Origin of the sequence: Pseudomonas sp., from assembly GCF_049590575.1 — a bacterium.
Taxonomy (GTDB): domain Bacteria; phylum Pseudomonadota; class Gammaproteobacteria; order Pseudomonadales; family Pseudomonadaceae; genus Aquipseudomonas.
Genome location: NZ_JBAWDE010000180.1, coordinates 1 through 16,052 on the forward strand (window position 1 = coordinate 1; position 16,052 = coordinate 16,052).

15 protein-coding genes and 2 pseudogenes are annotated in these 16,052 nt (G+C 62.5%); 1 reads left to right on the forward strand and 16 read right to left on the reverse strand.

What is annotated here, in order from left to right; genetic code table 11:
• The 15 genes and pseudogenes from WBR57_RS12550 to WBR57_RS12620 all read right to left on the reverse strand — a co-directional run.
• On the reverse strand, positions 1-378 hold a 378-nt coding region (locus tag WBR57_RS12550; RefSeq protein WP_424084105.1), incomplete at its 3' end, for an acyl-CoA dehydrogenase family protein.
• A gap of 126 nt (positions 379-504) precedes the next feature.
• Positions 505-1,188, reverse strand: coding sequence for a peroxiredoxin-like family protein (locus WBR57_RS12555; protein WP_424084106.1), 684 nt, complete (start codon positions 1,186-1,188; stop codon positions 505-507).
• The gene (locus WBR57_RS12560) at positions 1,185-2,549 is read right to left on the reverse strand and encodes an LLM class flavin-dependent oxidoreductase (RefSeq protein ID WP_424084107.1); all 1,365 of its coding nucleotides are present in this window, start codon (positions 2,547-2,549) and stop codon (positions 1,185-1,187) included. Before WBR57_RS12560 ends, WBR57_RS12555 begins: the two co-directional genes overlap by 4 nt.
• 29 nt (positions 2,550-2,578) lie before the next feature.
• On the reverse strand, positions 2,579-3,553 hold the full coding sequence (locus WBR57_RS12565) for an ABC transporter substrate-binding protein (protein WP_424084108.1): 975 nt from the start codon (positions 3,551-3,553) through the stop codon (positions 2,579-2,581).
• A 234-nt stretch (positions 3,554-3,787) separates the two neighbouring features.
• Positions 3,788-4,354, reverse strand: a complete 567-nt coding sequence (locus WBR57_RS12570; RefSeq protein ID WP_424084109.1) for a TetR/AcrR family transcriptional regulator — start codon at positions 4,352-4,354, stop codon at positions 3,788-3,790.
• Between the two features lie 55 nt (positions 4,355-4,409).
• Positions 4,410-6,050 carry an AMP-binding protein gene (locus WBR57_RS12575; protein ID WP_424084110.1) on the reverse strand — a complete coding sequence of 547 codons (1,641 nt, stop codon included), beginning with the start codon at positions 6,048-6,050 and terminating at the stop codon, positions 4,410-4,412.
• Between the two features lie 78 nt (positions 6,051-6,128).
• Positions 6,129-6,413: pseudogene (locus WBR57_RS12580) on the reverse strand (methyl-accepting chemotaxis protein); the annotation flags it as partial.
• Positions 6,414-7,412 (reverse strand): annotated as a pseudogene (locus tag WBR57_RS12585) (PAS domain-containing protein); the annotation flags it as partial.
• 18 nt (positions 7,413-7,430) lie between these two features.
• The gene (locus WBR57_RS12590) at positions 7,431-8,690 is read right to left on the reverse strand and encodes a GTP-binding protein (protein WP_424084111.1); all 1,260 of its coding nucleotides are present in this window, start codon (positions 8,688-8,690) and stop codon (positions 7,431-7,433) included.
• Complete coding sequence (nthB, locus tag WBR57_RS12595; RefSeq protein ID WP_424084112.1) at positions 8,687-9,349, reverse strand: nitrile hydratase subunit beta; 663 nt, start codon at positions 9,347-9,349, stop codon at positions 8,687-8,689. The genes WBR57_RS12590 and nthB overlap by 4 nt, the downstream gene beginning before the upstream one ends.
• 41 nt (positions 9,350-9,390) lie before the next feature.
• Complete coding sequence (gene nthA, locus WBR57_RS12600; protein WP_424084113.1) at positions 9,391-9,984, reverse strand: nitrile hydratase subunit alpha; 594 nt, start codon at positions 9,982-9,984, stop codon at positions 9,391-9,393.
• Positions 9,985-10,055: 71 nt separating this feature from the next.
• Positions 10,056-11,570, reverse strand: coding sequence for an amidase (locus WBR57_RS12605; RefSeq protein WP_424084114.1), 1,515 nt, complete (start codon positions 11,568-11,570; stop codon positions 10,056-10,058).
• Between the two features lie 189 nt (positions 11,571-11,759).
• Positions 11,760-12,626: a transporter gene (locus WBR57_RS12610; protein ID WP_424084115.1), complete on the reverse strand. Its 867-nt coding sequence runs from the start codon at positions 12,624-12,626 to the stop codon at positions 11,760-11,762.
• Positions 12,627-12,710: 84 nt separating this feature from the next.
• Positions 12,711-13,769, reverse strand: a complete 1,059-nt coding sequence (locus WBR57_RS12615) for a phenylacetaldoxime dehydratase family protein (protein WP_424084116.1) — start codon at positions 13,767-13,769, stop codon at positions 12,711-12,713.
• A 42-nt stretch (positions 13,770-13,811) separates the two neighbouring features.
• On the reverse strand, positions 13,812-13,973 hold the full coding sequence (locus WBR57_RS12620; RefSeq protein ID WP_424084117.1) for a hypothetical protein: 162 nt from the start codon (positions 13,971-13,973) through the stop codon (positions 13,812-13,814).
• Between the two features lie 356 nt (positions 13,974-14,329).
• Between WBR57_RS12620 and WBR57_RS12625 the strand changes: the two genes are divergently transcribed.
• Complete coding sequence (locus WBR57_RS12625; RefSeq protein WP_424084118.1) at positions 14,330-15,265, forward strand: helix-turn-helix domain-containing protein; 936 nt, start codon at positions 14,330-14,332, stop codon at positions 15,263-15,265.
• An 88-nt stretch (positions 15,266-15,353) separates the two neighbouring features.
• On the opposite strand, the gene WBR57_RS12630 is transcribed toward WBR57_RS12625, so the two are convergent.
• A partial coding sequence (locus WBR57_RS12630; protein ID WP_424084119.1) for a rhodanese-like domain-containing protein occupies positions 15,354-16,052 on the reverse strand: 699 nt, incomplete at its 5' end.

Sequence of the window (16,052 nt, forward strand, 5' to 3'; positions counted from 1 at the left end):
GATCAACGCGCCGTGGCGCACCGCGTCCTCGGCGACCTTGACACGCAGGTGCGCAGGCCAGGTCTTGCTGTCTTGCAGGCGGGTGTGTTGCAGGTACTGCATCACCAGGATCAGCGCGGTGGACGGCTCGCCCTTGGCTATCGCGCTGATCGCCTTGCGCGCCTGGGGCAGGCTGGCACCGCCGCCGCCCAGGGCCTTGGGCACGGTGAGCGCCACCAGGCCGTGTGCATGCAGGCGCTGGAAGTTGGCGTGGGGGAATTCGGCGCTCTCGTCATACCGGTGCGCGGTGCTCGCCAGCTCGGCGCCGAGGCGTTCGAGCAAGGCGTCGAAATGGGCGACTTCCACGGAGCGTAGAGACGGTTGAGACGATGAGGTCATGATGAGTGTACTCGGTCAAAAATGTGCGAGGGAGCGCTCTCCCGATGGCGCAGGTTCAGTCAAAGAATGTGCTGTCTGACCCACCGTTTTCGGGGGCAAGCCCTCTCTCACATGGGGTTTGGGGGCCTAGATAGCGACGCGTAAAGGCTGCTCGCCCAACAGGCGCTCCACCACCTGCAACACCGGCTCGGCCTCGGTCCGTACCAGCCAGTCCGGGCTGACCTCCACGAACGCCACGGTGCCGTCTGCGGCGATCACCACCACCGTCGGCTGCGGCAACTCCCAGGTGCCGGTGCCGGTGGTTTCGCCGATGCTGTTGCCCTTGGCCAACGCGGCGTTGCGCGAGGCTTCGTCGAAGCTGTAGAGGATGCCCAGGCGCCGCCCGAGGTGGTTGGCCGTGTCGCTGGCCACCAGCAATTGCAGGTGGTGGCGGGTCTTGATCTCGACCAGGCGCTCGGGCACTTGCGGGCTCACCGCCACCAGCGGCACGCCGAGTTCGCGCAGGCGTGGGTAGAGTTGGCGCTCGTAATAGGGCAGGGCGATGTTGCACGCCGGGCAGCCGGCGAAGCGGAAGAAAATCAGCACCGCCGGGCCGTCGGCCAGCAGCAGGTCGAGGCTCAGTTCGCCGCCTTCCACGTTGAGCAGGGTGAAGGGGTCGAGCTCATCGCCGACCTGTACGTAGTCGTCGGGCCGGGCCTGATCCACCAGGCGCTGGCGCTGGTCGATGTTGACCTGCAATGCCGCCGGTGCCCAGCTGACCACGCGCTCGGCGTGCAGGTCAGCCAACTGGCGGTTGAGGGATTCGCTCATGCCAGCGCCTCCTGCTGTTCTTCGACCTCGGCGGCCACGCTGTAACGGTTTGCCGGCACGTCCAGGCCCAGGTTGTCGCGCAGGGTGTGGCCGGTGTATTCGGTGCGGAACAGGCCGCGCTGTTGCAGCACGGGTACCACCAGTTCAGTGAAGTACTGCAAGCCGTCGGGCAGCACTGAATTGATGATGAAACCGTCGCTGGCACCGGCCTCGAACCAGGTCTGGATGGCATCGGCGACCTGCTCCGGGGTGCCGACAAAATCACGCTTGGGCCGCGAGAAGCGCAGGGCCACTTCGCGCAACGTCAGGCCTTCGTCCCTGGCCAGCTGCTTGATACGGTCGGAGCCGCCTTTCTGGCTGTTGGCGCCCAGGTCACCGAGTTCCGGGAACGGTGCGTCCAGTGGGTATTGGCTGAAGTCATGGTCGTTGAACGGGCGGCCGAGGGCGACGATGGCGTCTTCCACGGTGACCAGCTCCACCGCCTGCTGGTAGCGGCTTTCCACTTCGGCCGCGTCACGCCCGACAATCGGACGGATACCCGGCAGGATCGACAGGCTGTGCGCGTCACGGCCAAAGCCGGTGGCGCGGCGTTTCAGGTCCTGGGTGTAGGCCAGGCCTTCTTCGAGGCTGTCGACATGCACAAAGATTGCGTCGGAGTTTTCGGCGGCGAAATTGCGCCCGTCCTCCGAGGTGCCGGCCTGGAAAATCACCGGCTGGCCCTGGCGCGAACGCGCGATGTTCAGCGGGCCTTTGACCGAGAAGAACTCGCCCTTGTGATTGAGCGCATGCAGCTTGCTCGGGGTGAAAAACTCGCCGCTTTGCTTGTTGTAGGCAAAGGCGTCGTCTTCCCAGGAATCCCACAGGCCCTTGACCACATTCAGGTGTTCCTTGGCGATGCGGTAGCGCACGGCGTGGGGTGGGTGCTCGGCCTTGCCGAAATTGTCGGCGGTGCCGCTGAGCCACGAGGTCACCACGTTCCAGCCGGCGCGGCCGCCGCTGATATGGTCCAGCGACGAAAACTGACGCGCCACCTGGTACGGCTCGGTGTAGCTGACGGTCACAGTGGCGACCAGGCCGATATGTGTGGTCAGCGCGGCGAGGGCCGAGAGGATAGTCAGCGGCTCGAAGCGGTTGAGGTAGTGCGGGCTGGATTTGGCATGGATGTGCAGGCTGTCGGCGATGAACACGAAGTCGAACTTGGCGGCTTCGGCCAGCTCAGTCTGCTGTTTGTAGAAACCGAAATTCGTGCTGGCATTCGGTTGCGCCTGCGGGTGACGCCATTCGCCCCAGCCATGGCCGACGCCATGGACCATGGCGCCGAGTTTCAAATAACGTGGTTTTGATTGACCTTTCTTGCTCATGTTCTGCTCCTTTTAGCGCGATGCGCTGATCAACGCGATGCTTGGGAATTGGGGGCACGCTTGGCGTTGAAGCTCTTGTCGAAACCCTGCGACACGTCGATGTGCTTGGGCAGCAGGCCTTCTTTTTGATAGGCGTCGGCCGTGGCTTGCAGGCCGCTGATCACCGTGTCGTCAATGACCACCGGGCTCAAATGGGTGTCCTTGGCCACTTCCACGTGCACCGCTAGCGGCAAGCCGGTGATCCTGGCCTGGGCGGCGGCATACTCGTTGGGGTGGATGTTGGCCCAGGCGTAGGCGCGGTCCACCCGCGCGACAAAGTCGTCGAGCTGCGGGCGCTTGTCGGCGATGGCCTGGCTGGTGGCGGCGAAGTACAGGTGGTTGCTCAGTAACTTGGCGCCGCTGACGAGCACGCGGGCCTGGCTTTGGGAGGTGACCACGGTGGTGTAAGGGTCCCAGGTGGCCCAGGCATCGACGGTGCCGTTATCCAGCACCAGGCGTGACTCGCTGGGCAGCAGGAAAATGAACTGCACGTCCTTGGTGCTCAGCCCGGCGCTGGCCAGGGCCTTGATCGCCAGGTAATGCCCGATGGAGCCGCGCCCGGTGACGATTTTCTTGCCCTTGAGGTCGGCGACGGTCTTGATCGGCGAATCCTTGGGCACCAGCAGGGCTGTGGTGTTGCGCCCTTCGGCGTGGATGATGCTGACCACTTTGAGTGACGCGCCGGCGCCCAGGGCAAACACATAAGGCGCGTCGCCCAGGGCACCGACATCCACGGCCCCGGCATTCAGGGCTTCACCCAGCGGCGAGGCGGACGGGAATTCCGACCACTGGATTTCGTAGGGTACGTTTTGGGTCTCGCCGGAGACTTCCAGCAGCGCCTTGATCGTCGATTTCTGGTTGGCCACCCGTAGCGGTTGCAGGTCGGCGGCGTGGGCAGTGGAGGCCAGGCCAAGGGCGAGGGCGGTGCCCAGGAGCAGGCGTTTGAAGGGGGTGGAAAAGACCATGGGATGCAGGCTCCAGGCAGATCGAAAAGAGGTGTGGTTACCTCCGCCTGGAGAAGGGGTCGGTGTGGACTTTACGTTATGCCCATAAAAACCCGCTGTGAAGTTCTTTTTAGTTATATGTTAATTATTAAAATAATTGATTATGTGGTTATAGATTATTCTCTTATTGCATTTGATTGGGGCCTGTCGTGGGCGCAAGTCCCGTCTCGAAGCGATCCAGCAGGCAGGCCTGGCTCAAGGCAAGGCCCTTATCGCCTGGACGACAGCATTGACGATGGCCTTGGCGATGACCCGGCGCTGAGCTTTCTCCATGGTGGGGCTCAACCATGCGGGCAGGCTGTTCAGCATGGGCACGATTGCTGGCAGTGCCCCTTCGCGCAAGGGGCCACCGGGTTGATGACACAGCTGTGCGACCACGCTCAGTAGCTCTGACTCATAAGCCTCCTTCAAGCGCCGTACACTGCCTTCCATGGTCGCGCTCAGGCAGCCGGTGTCCATGACTGCCAGCTTAAACTGCCCGGCCATGCGCTCGTGCAAGCGAAGGTGGCCTTCGATCAGTTTTGTCAGGCGTTGCGCGGGCGTCATTCTGCGCTTTTTGATCAGCTCAACGTGCGACAGCAACGTCTGATACAGCTCCATCAGCCACTCGAACAGCAGCGCTTCCTTGCTGTCCACGTGGTGATAAATCGCGCCCGGCGTGATGCCGATATGCGCCGCCAATTCACGCATGCTGACCTGGCTGAAACTGCGCTGCTGGAACAACTCCAGGGCTCTGCGCTGGAATTGCGAGCGACTTAGCACAACGCGCCCGCCGTGTTGCCTGCACGCGGCAACGCGCCACGGCTTGGTCCTTGTGTCATGTGTCGAGCGCCTGCTGCTTTGCGATTTCCTGGTTGCGCAGGATGAACCGCTGCAATTTGCCGCTGGGTGTTTTAGGCAGGTGTTCGACGAACTCGATTTCCCTCGGGTACGCGTGCGCGGCCAGGCGCTGGCGGACATGCAGGCGCAGCACTTCAGCCAACTCGGCGCTTGGCGTGCACTGACTGTGCAGGACGATAAACGCCTTGATCAGCTCGGTGCGTTGCGGGTCCGGTTTGCCGATCACGGCGGCTTCAACCACCGCCGGGTGTTCGATCAGCGCACTTTCCACATCGAAAGGTCCGACGCGGTAGCCGGAGGTGGTGATCACGTCGTCGTTACGGCCCACGAAGCTGATACTGCCGTCGTCATTCAGCTCGACGATGTCGCCGCTCAAATAATAACGTTCGACAAAGGCCTGGGTGGGCATACCCAGGTAGCCGTCGAACCAGCACAGGGGCGAACGCTCGCGATCCACCGCCAACACGCCTGGCCGGCCAGGCGGCAGTTCCCGATGCGCATCATCCAGCACGACAATCCGGTACCCCGCAACCGCATAACCGGCTGAGCCCTCGCGTACCGGGTGGCGCAAGCCGTGGTGGTTGCACAGCACCATGCCGATTTCCGTCTGGCCGTAGTGGTCGTGGATGACCACGCCGAGTGCTTCGGCAAACCAGCGAATGACTTGCGGGTTGAGCGGTTCGCCGGCGCTGCTGACGACACGCAGCTGCCCACGCACGGCGTCGGCGAACGCTGCCCCTGCCGCGATCAGCAGACGATAAGCGGTCGGCGAGCCGGCCAGGTTACTGATCGCATACTTGGCGATGATCCGGCAGGCACTGTCCACGGTGAACGGCCCGTCATAGAACAGCGTGGCGCGGCCACACGCCAGCGGGCCGGTCACTGCGTAATACAAACCGTAGGCCCAGCCGGGGTCGGCGAGGTTCCAGAAATGGTCGTCCTCGCGCAGGTCTATCGCATCACGCATATACCCCTTGAAGGCGAGAATGGCGCTTAAAGGCACCTCCAATGGTTTGGCCGGCCCTGTGGTGCCTGACGTGCACATCAGCAGGAACGGCGCACTGGCGTCCAGCAACTCCGGCGCACATTCGGTTGGCTGGCGATCCACCGCGGTCCAGAAGTCGTGATCCTGCGGGGCCAATGAATCAGCGCCGGTCACGATGATGCGTGGGCAGTCAAGGACGTCGTCCAGCTTGGGGCGATTATGCGCATCGGTCACCACCCAGCGTGCCGCGGAGCAACCCAATCGCTGCTCGATCGCCTTGGGGCCGAAGGCGGTGAAGAGCGGTTGGTAGACCGCGCCGATGCGCCAGGTCCCCAGAATCGCAATCAACAGTTCAACCGTGCGTGGCATCAGGCCCGCGACACGGTCTCCGGGCCCGACCCCTTGCTCGCGCAGAAAGTTGCCGAAGCGCGCAGCGTGGGCCTGCAGCTGGCTGAACGTGTAGTGCGTGGCGCGGCCATCCTGGGTTTCGCAGTACAACGCCACAGCATCATCCTTGGCGTGCCGGTCGCAGCACTCGATGCAGGCATTCATGGCAGCCAGCTCGCCGTGCAAGTCCTGGGCGGCCAGTTGTCGATAATTGAAAGCTGTCACTGCCGAGTCGTGATCGCGCATAACGTACCTGATTGTTATTGTTGGAATATGTTTTGTGTGCACACGCCCGGTGCGCGCGCTTTCGGGGTGTTAGCTGTCCATCATTTCGGCCGCTTGCTGTGTGGCTTGGCTGGTTCGCGTGGCCAGCTTGCGTACTTCGTCCGCGACCACCGCAAACCCGCGCCCGGCCTCGCCTGCGCGCGCCGCTTCAATGGCGGCGTTCAACGCCAGCAGGTTGGTCTGGCTGGCAATCCCCTGGATGGTGGCGACAATCTGCGTCAGCTTGCTGAGCGTTTCCTGCATCACCCGATGTTGTTGCGCCTGCGCCTCGCGCATCGTGCTTTCTTCATGGTGGGCGTGGATATCGGTGATGGCACCGACCACGCGTTGCGGTGAGCCGTCCGGCGCGCGTCGCGTTTGCCCGCGGCCGCGAAACCAGCGGTAAGCGCCACTTTTATGTTTGAGCCGATAATCCACATCAAACGGGGTCTTGCCGCTGCGGTCTTCAACGTGGGCGACAAACGCTGCGATCGCCCGTTCGCTGTCGTCGGGATGCAGGCGCGAGGTCCAACTTTCCAGGGTGTTGGGAAACTCTTCAACCGTGTTGCACCCCAGCAATCGACGCATTTGCGACGACCACCAGATGGTATTTTTCGGGTTGGCGGGGTCGCCGGCCACGACCTCGATGTCCCAGAGCCCGTCGTGCAGCATTTCCCGGGAAATGTCGAAACGTGTGGCCGCCCGTTCAAGTGTTTCGTGGTGCAGGTGTTGTTCGTGAATGTCCCGTAGGGTTCCACCGATAGCCAGAGCTACGCCTTGCGGATCACGCCTTGCATGCCCGCTGATCCTGCACCAGCGAAAGTCACCGCCGGATGCGCACTTCATGCGCACCTCGAGCGTAAAGGGCGTGCGCCCGCTGCGATCGGCAAGATGCCGCGCAAGCGCGTCCAGGTGCGGTTGGCGGTCAGCGGGGTGCAACCGTTCGCTCCAGCGGCCGAGCTGATCGATACCTTCGGCCTGGATCGACGCCGACCCTGTCCATGCCATCGCACACGCCGGCGTGGGTGTGGCGCTTGCAGCCAGCTCCAGCGACCAGAACAGTTCATCTGCGCCGTGAGTGATCAGTGCCCAGCGCGTCTCCATTTGGCGCAAATGCTTGTCGCGGTTGGCCAGGCGCTCGTCCAATTGGCTGACGTTCACGGTCAGCGCGCGTACCTGTTCCTCCAGGGCGCGTCGCTCCTGTAGCAATTGATCGACGCCTGCCAGAATGCGGCGCAATAACGGGTTGTTCGAGGATAACGGCGTGCTCGGCTGGTCTGGCTGCTCCAGCCTCTCGGCGAGCGGCGCAAGTACCCAACGGGTGGTTCTGCTGAGAAAAAACATGGAGCACCTCTGCCTCGGTCAAATGGAGTTCGCCTGCAAGAGCGGCGGCGGGCATGCCGACAACGCCCGGTTGTCAAAGGCCGTGGCTCCCGGCAGGGCTTGCCAGGCCGTCGGGCCTGCGGCGATTTCCTGGGCACTCAGCAAGCAGTGGTCGAGTTCGCGCTGCAACGTTTGGGTATCGAGGTCCTGGCCGATGAAGACCAGCTCCTGCCGGCAATCCCCGACAATGCCGTCCCACTTGGCCATGATGCTTTGCAACCGATATTCATCCCGCGGCCATTGCGACGGATCGATGAAGTTCCACCAGTGCCCGACATAGTCCCATTGGAACTGCTTGCCGCTTTGCACCAGCAGGCCGGTTTCCCGGTGTCGGCTGGCGAGCCAGAAGTAACCTTTGCTGCGCAGCAGGCGCCCGTTGCCCCAGGGACGCTGGAGAAAGTCGAACAATCGCTGTGGGTGAAAAGGCGCGCGCTCGCGGTAGACCCAGGACGTCACGCCATAGGTATCGGACTCGGAGGCCGGTGCGTCGCTGGTTTCCATTTTCTTCATCCAGCCCGGCGACGCGGCGAGGCTGGGTAAGTCGAACAGATGGGTACCAAGGATGCTGGATAACTCGACGTTGCCCTGAGTCATCGGCACGATCCGCGCAGTCGGGTTGAGGCCGGCGAGGATCGCGTGCACGGCCTGGTAGCCAGGTGCATCGATCAGGTCCAGTTTGTTGACCAGAATGACGTTGGCGTACTCCACCTGCTCGATCACCAGGTCCGCCAGAGGGCGCTGGAGCGTTTGCGCCTGCGTGTCAGCGCGGGCCACGGTGTCCGGTGACTCCAGCAACGCCTGAAAACGGCTGCCATCGACCACCGTCACCAGGGTGTCAAGCCGGGCCAACTCGCTGAGGCTGAAGCCTTCGGCGTCCAGGAAGGCGAACGTCTCCGCAACCGGCATCGGCTCGGAGATCCCGGTGGATTCAATCAGCAGGTAATCGAAACGCTGCTGACGGGCCAGGGCACTGATCTGTTCGAGCAGGTCGGCGCGCAGCGTGCAGCAGATGCAACCATTGCTCATCTCGATCAACTCATCACGACCGCGGTGCAGTGACACGTCGCGCTGCACCGCTTCGGCATCAATGTTGACTTCGCTCATGTCATTGACGATGACCGCCACCCGCAGGCCTTCGCGATTGCGCAGGATATGGTTGAGCAGCGTGGTTTTGCCGGCGCCGAGGAAGCCGGAAAGCACCGTCACTGGCAGTCGGCCTGTCTGGGCGCCGTCAATCATGTGCTCACCGCTTGAGTGCCATCGGCGTGGTCCAGGTAGCTCTCGAAAAGATCGACCACCACGAGACCGTCATCGGCCGCATCACCCCAAAGATCGCTCACGCGAAACTCGACGTGGTAGGTCGGCTGATGCGCCGCACTCAGGTCGCCATGGCCAATCGCGTCCGGGAACGGCCACTGCTCCGACGTGCGATGCAAGACCTCGCCTTGCTTGCCACGCACATAGGCGGGCATGCGGGTATGCCCGGCCACATACTCGTCGCGCACGACGACCCGGTCGCCCACCTCAAAATGCGGCCGACCGGTGATCGCCGGGCGCCCGCCAGCCTGCGCGGGGTTCGCCAGCTTGAAGTGCGAGCCCAGGGCCTGATCGAGCTCCGCCTGGGTGATGACGCCTGTTTCGACCAGCAGGGTGGCGGTGGCGATAACATAGCGTTCGTAGTACTGGGTGCCGACATGTTGGCGGACATCCAGGCGTTCGACGGCGTGGCGGATTTCGTCCACGCTGAACTTTTTCAAGTGATCGGCGCCGATAAACATCAGGCTGTAGGCCAGGTGTTCCCAGTCCTGCTTGAATACCTGTTGGTAGCTCAGACTGTCGATGGTGTGAGGCACCTTGCCAAAGCCTTGAAAACCACCGAGATCGTGAAAACCGTCCATCGTGAATACCTCTGAAAAGTGCAAGAAACAAAGCGCCCCGGTTACGCCACGTGCGGTAGCGCCACGCCGATAAGGACATCCTTGGTGATCAATTTTCGAAGCGCTTCTTCATCCATCGACTCGCTCCCTTGCGGCCGCACCGGCAGCACCAGGTAGCGGCTTTCGGCGCTGGTGTCCCAGACCTTGATGGTGACTTCGTCCGGCAGCTGCGTGCCCAATTCGCGCAGGACGGTGCGCCCTTCGCGAACCAGCCGCGCGCGGAATTCGAAGCCCTTGTACCACTCCGGCGGCAAGCCGAGGACGGGCCAATTGGTGCAGGAGCACAGGCTGCACACAATCACGTTTTTCACACTGGGCGTGTCTTCCAGGGCAACAATGTATTCACCCTGCGGGCCGGTGTAGCCAAATTGGGCACAGGCTGCGGTGCCATCCCTGAGCAACAATTCACGAAACTGCGGGTCTACCCAGGCCTTGGCCACAATCCGGGCACCGTTCTCCGGGCTCCATTCGTGCGCCATCAGCTGCGTCATATGCTCGATGTAACCGTCGGGGATCAGGTCCTTCTGCTTGAGCACTTGCAGCAGCGCCTGCGCGCGTTCGCCCGGGGTTGATGGGTTTTTTTCTGGGGTGGTCATCGGTTGATTCCTCATCGTTGAGCTTCTAGGCAGCGCCTGGCGGCTTATTCTTTTTTGCGCTGCAGGGCCGGCTAACAGTTTTTCCAGTCGACAGACGCCTCGAACGCCGCGGCAGCCTGGTAAATCGTGCCTTCGGCATAGTGCTTGCCCACCAGCATGAGCCCCACAGGCAAACCGTCTACCAGGCCGCAGGGGATCGACATGGCCGGGTGGCCAGTGATGTCCTGGGCGGAGGCATTGCCGATCATTTCCAGCGCTCGGGCTACGTACTCGGTGATCGAGCAACCGGGCTGCGGGTGGGGTTGGGCAATGATCGGCACGGTGGGCATCACCAGCAGGTCATAGCGCGCCAATGCCGCGTCATAGCCGGCACGTGCCAGGCGCCTGAGGTTTTGCGCCTTGGCGTAGAAACGCCCGTTGTAGCGTTCCACACCGTATTGGCCGACGAACATGCACAGCTTCAGAGAGGCGGACAGGTCATCCGCCTGGTCGCGCCAGCCGGCTTGCTTGTCCAGCAACCCGAGGTCATACAGGCCTTTCCAGTTAAAGCCCGCCCCATTACCGTGCATCATCTGCATGGTCAGGCCCTCACAGCCGATGGGGTGCCACAGCGAACCGGCAATCCGGTGCTCGGGCACGGACACTTCCTCGACCTGCGCGCCCAGTTGCGAAAGCCGCTCGATGGCATCGCGTACAGACGACGCAACGCGCGGGTCCTGGTTGGCCAGTTCGAAGCCTTCGCGCAGGATGCCGATCCTCAGCCCGCTCACACCACGTTCCAGGTAATCGCTGTACGTATCGACCTGGGGCGCGGCTTGCCGCGGATCTAGCCCATCCGCTCCGGCCATGACCTCCAGCATCAACGCGTTGTCGCGCACAGTGGCGGTGATAGGGCCGGCATGATCGATGGTCGCTTCGATGGCCATGATCCCGGTGTACGGCACCAGGCCATGGGTCGGCTTCATGCCGTAAGTGCCGCAGAATGCCGAAGGAATCCGGATCGACCCGCCCTGGTCGCCGCCGACTGCCAGGTCGACCTCGCCCGCGGCCACCAGCGCCGCGCTGCCTGAGGACGACCCGCCCGAGGCAAACCCATAGCGATAAGGGTTGTGCACCGGGGCAGGGTCGGAAGTGTGACTGCCACCGGACAGGCAGTAGTGCTCGCACGTGGCCTTGCCGAGGATCGTTGCGCCGGCGTCCAGCAACCGCGTGACGACGGTGGCGTCGAACGCTGGAACGTGACCCTCCAGTGGCTTGGCTCCATTCATCATGGGCACGCCAGCCAGTGAAACATTGTCCTTGAGTGCGACCGTTTTACTCGCCAGTTTGCCGTCACGGGCACCGCCGACTTCCGTTCGGAAGTACCAGGCGTTGAGCGGGTTGTGTGCGGCCGATGGGCGATAGCCCGAGCTGCGTTCGTAACGCACCGGAGGGATGAAATCGGGTAGTTCGTCAATCAGGTCATACGCGTCGAAGCTCGCCTGCATGAGCGGCAAATATTCACGCGCGTGCTCGGGGCTGAGCTGCATGTGCAGGCTGCTTGCGAGATCCAGAAGCTGCTCGAGGGTGGGGCGAACGATTGCCATGGTGGGGCTGTCCTTATCGTTTGTGGCCGAAGCGCACTGCATACTCGTCAAGATCAGTGGGCCTGGTGCTCAAGATAGTCCGCGCCTCCCGCCGGAGGCTTGGTTGAAAAAGACAGCGACTTGGCTGAGCCGGACAGCCCTGCGCCAAGGCAACAGAGGTCCGGGGTCGCTGCCCGATGGTCGCGTGCGTCAAAACACGCGGGCGTAACGCAGGTTCATGCGGAAGTCTTCCCTGGCGCCGTTATCCACGGAGAGATCCTTGCCCAACTGCAGCTGGATCTGGTCCTGAGGCGTGACGAATTTGGTCGCCGTCAGACGGAAGTTGGTCGTACCCAACTCGTTATCCTGATTGACGTGCTCGACGTTGGTCTCACCGCCCCAGGTGCGCCCGAAGCCGACACCAAACGCGGTGGTAGCGTCTGGCATGTAACGGCCCATGATCTGTGCAGCGTATGAAACGTCTTGCTTCAGGCGGTCGGCATTTGCGCCGTAATCGGTGTTGTCGCCATACCAGGTGGCGCCGCCGACCAGGTCCATCGCCCATTTCTCCGTGAAGTGCTTGACGTAGGCACTCTGCAGTTCGAACTTCCAGCGGTTCTCGCCGATATTGAGTGCGTCATCCTTGTCGTAAGTGCCCGTGGGTACATACAGGTAGGGGGCGATGCTGAGAGTGTCGCGGGCTTCGTTGAACCGCCACTTGAGCGGTGCGGTCAGGATCAAGTCGCCGACGCCGCGGGTACTGCCCAGCGTCGAGGCGTCACCGCCACTCGAGACATGCCCGAAAGGCAGAAGGAACTGCGGGTCGATGGTGACGGTGTCACTCAGCGCGTAGACATGCAGCAGACGCAGAATGCCGACGTCCGAGCTCAACCGGTAGTCAGAGCTGACCTTGTGCCCGTTGGCGTAAGCCGAGTCCGTGGTGGAGTGCTGGTAATAAACCACTCCGATGGTTGCGCCGACCGGGTATTGCTCATAGTCGCCAGGGGCTACTTCACCGGCGTTCGCGTGAAGCGCAGGCAACAGCGTGGAGAGTGTCAACAGGCGAATCTTGTTCATCTTTTATCCCTTGCACAGGAAGACCGGGCCATCCGTGAAAGGATGGCAAGGAGGCGGACGTTGGGCCCTGAGCGCCGATGGCGCTCAGGTGGTTGGCGACAGCGCGTCGCGCAACATGCCGGTCTGCGAGTGGCAGTTGATGTACTCGAATATCTGGCTCTTGGCGTCTGACACGGACACTTCGTGGTACAGCCGTAACTTTTTCAAACCCGCGGCCACGCGGAAGAACGTTACGAAAATACGCAGGTGGGTCGGATGGGATTCGGCCCAGCGCTCGAGCTTTTCCACCGAGCGCCAATGGCCGATGTTGTAGCTCAGGTCGAGAAAGTTGCCGTCCATGTCGATATTGCGCACGAACCTGTTGCTGTAGCAGCCCAGCGGCTGGCCTTTATCACGCAGGAAATCCATGCCGTCCTGCAAGGTCGGCAGAATTTCATCAAGGTACAGCGAGCGCTCGTCCGCGTCGGCATCCGCCCAGTCCTGGCCTGAACGAATCAGCGTGAGGTTGTCATGCCCCAGCACCACGACCCGCCCACCCTTGGCAGGGTCACCGGCGACCACTTGCAGCTCACTGGTGGGTTGCATCCAGTCGGTCTGGGAGATCGGGAAGCGGTCGCGCATCGAGCCCCAGTAACCGTGTTCTTCGATCTCGCCACTGGTGCTGTCCATGACCGCGCCAACACCGGGCAGGTTTTCCTGGAAGGCGTACAAGGTCTCGAACTGTTCGGCGCGTGGGGCGGTGATTTCGCGGAAATAGCCCAGGCCGTCACTGAGCCGATCCGGCGAACTCCACCAGCCATTGACCTGGGGCGAGCGCAACCAGCGACAGTGGGCGGCAGGGTCTTTCCAGTAGCCGACCACAATCAAATTATCAAACCCGCTGCTGTCGGTGTGGTGGGTTAAATCATGGGTCTGCGGGCCATCGGCCAGACTGAAACTGCCGACGATGTGGCGCATCGACTGCAACGCGGATTCGCGCTGGGCGTCGCCGCGATATTGCACGCCAAGGTAAGCCATCACCACTTGTTCCAGTTGCTCGTCAGCGCGCGCGACCCACATCGGGAACGGCGGTTGGTACTCGTCGGGCACCCGTCGGGACAGGGTGCGCGGGCATTTGAGATGGGTGTCGATTGCAGATTCCATGTTGAGCTCCTCGTTATTTTCGTTCAGGCCTACGGGTGGGCATCAGCGCTTTGGCGTCAGGTCGCGTTTGGCGACTTGCCGTCGGTGCAGCAGCGTCATCGCCCCCCATTCAATCAACCAGTAAGCCGACTCTTCAGGTGCAAGGTCGCGCCTGTGCAAAAGCCAGGAGGAATCAGTCAGTTGTTGTGAATAGGGTCGATGCATGGCGTGCCTCATCAGCGCGGTATGAGCTGCTGTGAGGTGGAAATTAGGCGGGACGGGGAGGGGCCGCTTGGTTCGTCGAGACAACCATTTGGCTGGAACAGACAACGCTGGCGCTCAGGGGCCACGCCGTGATCGGCGTTGGTGCGCGCCTGCCGAAAGCCAGGCGGTCTGTGCTTCTAAATGGGGATCACGGGCGCTCTGGCAATGCCCTGACTGCGCAGGCCACTTCGCTGAGAGCCGCTTCGGTAAGCACCCCACAACGCCGGCTGAAGTGCTTGGCCTGTTAATTGCTAGCGCTGGAAAGCCGGTTACACCTTTTCGAGCTCTTACTGCATCGCTGTACCGAGGTCAGTGCCATGAACCCAAGCACTCAGTATTCGACCCTTGCTGTTGCTGCGCCACGTCGCTTTGATTACTGGAAGGAAGTGGTGTGCCGCCATTGCCTGTCGGCTGACAGCAAACCCTTGTCCCAGAGCAGTTTTGATGGCGCGCTCGCGATCAATACGCTCGGCGATCTGGACATCTGTTCGCTGTCTTCGCCGCTGCATTACTGGGAACGCTCCGAGCGGCACCTGCGCAGCGGTCCGGCTGAAGATTTATGGTTGGGTTTCTCGCGCAATGGCCATGGACAAATTGAGCAAGGCGGAAGAAAAGCCAACCTGGCAGCGGGCAATTTGTTTCTTTATGACGCAACTCAGGCGTTTCGATTCAGCTTCGGTGGTACCGAAAACCACCTGGTGCGTATTCCGCGGGCCTTGCTCACCGAGCGTCTGCCACGCATCGCCGATTACACGGCGATGGTCCTCGATGACCGGCGTCCTGGCGTGCTTCCATTGCGTGAAATGCTGCGTCAGGCCGCGAGCGCGCCAACGGCGTTGCAGGATGAGCGCATCTCGAGTCGTTATTCAGGCGCGTTGATTGACCTGCTGGTGGTCAGCCTGGAACTTCAGGACCTGAAGACAACCCATCAGGAACTGGACCTCTACGGTCGCATCATGAAGTACATCCAGCGGCACCTGACCGAGCCGGACCTGTCGATTGAAGTCATCGCCCAGGCTCACAATGTGTCCACCCGGACCGTGACGCGCGCTTTCGCGCGGTACCAGAAAACCCCGGTTGCCGAGATCTGGAAAGAGCGGCTGAATGCCAGCCGTGAGGCGATTGAGCGGGGTCAGGTGCGCAGCGTGTCCCAGGCGGCGCTGGACTTCGGGTTTTCTGACTTCTCGCACTTCAGCCACGCATTTCGCAAGGCCTTTGGTGTGGCGCCGAATACCCTTTTGCGCCGCAATTGAAGGCGGCGCGCTCAACCGGCTGACGATTGAGCGCGGCTGTGGCTGGCCGCTGCCCGGCTAAGGGCGTGGCCAGGCGGGTGCGATAGGGTCAGATCACGTAGAACCCGTGGGTGCCGTCGCGGCCGAGTTGCGCGACCAGCCCGAACTCCCAATCCAGGTACGCCTGCATGGCTTCCTTGGGGTTGTCGGTGCCTTCGTACGGGCGGCGGTAGCGGTCGATACGCGGTGACGCCAGGTGGGTTTCACCTTCTTCCAACGGCAGTTGCGCGTTGATCCAGCCGGCCGTGCCGTCCTGCAACAGGAACACTTGCTTGCCGGTGATGGCTTCGACTTCGGCCACCGCCAGGCGCGCCAGTTGGCTGCTGCCGCAGGTCAGCACATAGCGCTGGGCCGCCGGGACCTTGGCCAGGGCCTCGGGCAGTTGCGCGCGCAGAACCCACCAGGCACCGGGGATGTGGCGTTTGACGTAGTTGGCGCTGGCGGTGAAATCCAGCACCACGGTGTCGCCATGGGCTTGCCATTCGGCGAGGGTGTGCGGGCTGATCAGTTCGGCTTGGGGCGGGGCCGGCACCGGCGCAACCCAGGCACCTGTTTCGCTGAAATCGGCGGCGTGCAGGTCGTCCAGCACATGCACGTCCCAGCCCAGTTGGGCCAGCCACGACGCGGACATGTTCGCCCGTACGCCGTCGTCATCCGCCAGCACCAGGCGGGCACCGCGCACGCTGGCGACATGGTCGGTTTCCTGCACCAGCTGGCCGCCCGGGGTGGAGCGCGCGCCAGGCAGGTG

What these genes read in the sequence shown, in the direction of transcription:
- WBR57_RS12610 (WP_424084115.1), bottom strand. Translation starts at nt 12,626, where the DNA reads ATGAACAAGATTCGCCTGTTGACACTCTCCACGCTGTTGCCTGCGCTT.
- WBR57_RS12615 (WP_424084116.1), bottom strand. Translation starts at nt 13,769, where the DNA reads ATGGAATCTGCAATCGACACCCATCTCAAATGCCCGCGCACCCTGTCC.
- WBR57_RS12605 (WP_424084114.1), bottom strand. Translation starts at nt 11,570, where the DNA reads ATGGCAATCGTTCGCCCCACCCTCGAGCAGCTTCTGGATCTCGCAAGC.
- WBR57_RS12625 (WP_424084118.1), top strand. Translation starts at nt 14,330, where the DNA reads ATGAACCCAAGCACTCAGTATTCGACCCTTGCTGTTGCTGCGCCACGT.
- WBR57_RS12575 (WP_424084110.1), bottom strand. Translation starts at nt 6,050, where the DNA reads ATGCGCGATCACGACTCGGCAGTGACAGCTTTCAATTATCGACAACTG.
- nthB (WP_424084112.1), bottom strand. Translation starts at nt 9,349, where the DNA reads ATGGACGGTTTTCACGATCTCGGTGGTTTTCAAGGCTTTGGCAAGGTG.
- nthA (WP_424084113.1), bottom strand. Translation starts at nt 9,984, where the DNA reads ATGACCACCCCAGAAAAAAACCCATCAACCCCGGGCGAACGCGCGCAG.
- WBR57_RS12620 (WP_424084117.1), bottom strand. Translation starts at nt 13,973, where the DNA reads ATGCATCGACCCTATTCACAACAACTGACTGATTCCTCCTGGCTTTTG.
- WBR57_RS12590 (WP_424084111.1), bottom strand. Translation starts at nt 8,690, where the DNA reads ATGATTGACGGCGCCCAGACAGGCCGACTGCCAGTGACGGTGCTTTCC.
- WBR57_RS12560 (WP_424084107.1), bottom strand. Translation starts at nt 2,549, where the DNA reads ATGAGCAAGAAAGGTCAATCAAAACCACGTTATTTGAAACTCGGCGCC.
- WBR57_RS12565 (WP_424084108.1), bottom strand. Translation starts at nt 3,553, where the DNA reads ATGGTCTTTTCCACCCCCTTCAAACGCCTGCTCCTGGGCACCGCCCTC.
- WBR57_RS12555 (WP_424084106.1), bottom strand. Translation starts at nt 1,188, where the DNA reads ATGAGCGAATCCCTCAACCGCCAGTTGGCTGACCTGCACGCCGAGCGC.